Genomic DNA, 1,379 nt, shown 5'->3' on the forward strand with positions numbered 1-1,379 from the left:
GAGCGAGCGGCTTCCTCGGAAGCCGTGGCGGCAGCCGTGGCGATGGCGGCGGCGGCCGTGGAAGCGCGGGCGGCAGCTGCAGCCTCGAGCTCGGCCGACACACGCGTCAGCGCTCGACGACTAGCCGTTGTCGCAAGACCATATCTTAACACAAAATCATCGATTGTTGTTCGTATGAAATCAACCCCTTTCATTTCCGACGATTGAATTTCAAGTGAACATTCTGAACGGTGTTTTCCAAGTAGATTTTTGGTTAGTAAATTTTTAATTTAACTAGTATATTCTTTTTTTGTCACCCATGAATTTGTTACATATTTCTGTACAAGGAGTGATTCTACTGTTTCATCATAGTACAATCTGAACTGAGCCGCAGAGGATGTAAACGTGACTCCTACCGAATTTGAATCAAATGAAATCCCATCTGTGTCGATTGTAGCCGTGGATTCATCTACACCATCGGTTGATCGTATACTATAATAAGTAGGGTTGTTTTTCATAACCTCATTACTTCCAATGGTTAACGTTGATGTACATTCAGTCTGGTCTTCATCGACGGTTTTAGTTACAGTAGTAGAGACACATCTTCGTTCATCGGTTATTTCGTCGTGAAACACGACGTATTTAGAGACATCTAGATTCTGTGTCTCCAGTTTCTTGCTTGTTTACCAAAAGAATATAATCTGATGTGGTTACGTCCCCGAATGCTATATTCCCCTCGTTAGTTGATATTTCAGTTTGTACACCATCCTCGGGAAAAACAATTAAGCTAGACATATTTGTTATTATATATTAGCATTAAATTTAATTTAAATGAACTCCCAAATGGGATCATCTCTCGATGGCATTCTATGATTTTTCATGTGTATTTCACTATTTTTATCGAAAATAAATCCTTCATTATGTATTACTGCTTGACCATTTGTTTCATTTCAATACATCTAGCGATTCGAAGTATTTCATTCCTACAAATGCAATGTTACTACACCAAAAGAATTATGTTTCAAATAGTCACACATCATCTTCGAATCAATAGACCTTCAAGTTGAAACGGTTATGTCTAGATTTTTTTCGATGTTATCTTTTCCCAAACAATTGGAAATTAACTCCGCTAGGTCAGCATGATTAGTAGGCGAATATGATTGATTTTTGCCTATAATCTGTACATAAAAATCAACAACTATATCCGGGCATTCACACCAGGCATATTTCCATTTTCTCCAAGTGGATATCCAATTGGAATATACACCATGTGCAGATTGTTCTTCCATTTAAAACTTATTTAATTCATTACACATATAATTTTTGGATTACATATCTTTGTATCTTACAAATGGCGCATCATTATATTAAGATTTGCACTTTGCTTTCGAAGTTGTATT

Annotated in this window: 2 protein-coding genes; both read right to left on the reverse strand. The window is 37.6% G+C overall.

All coding sequences use genetic code 11. The annotated features are described in order from the left end of the window. Window positions 1-194 (reverse strand): hypothetical protein (locus ABJF11_RS10790; protein WP_348119859.1); only part of this gene is annotated, 194 nt, incomplete at its 3' end. A 75-nt stretch (window positions 195-269) separates the two neighbouring features. Further along, window positions 270-614 carry a hypothetical protein gene (locus ABJF11_RS10795; RefSeq protein WP_348119860.1) on the reverse strand — a complete coding sequence of 115 codons (345 nt, stop codon included), beginning with the start codon at window positions 612-614 and terminating at the stop codon, window positions 270-272. Between the last annotated feature and the right edge of the window lie 765 nt (window positions 615-1,379).

This window comes from Reichenbachiella sp., assembly GCF_039941815.1.
Lineage (GTDB): Bacteria > Bacteroidota > Bacteroidia > Cytophagales > Cyclobacteriaceae > Reichenbachiella.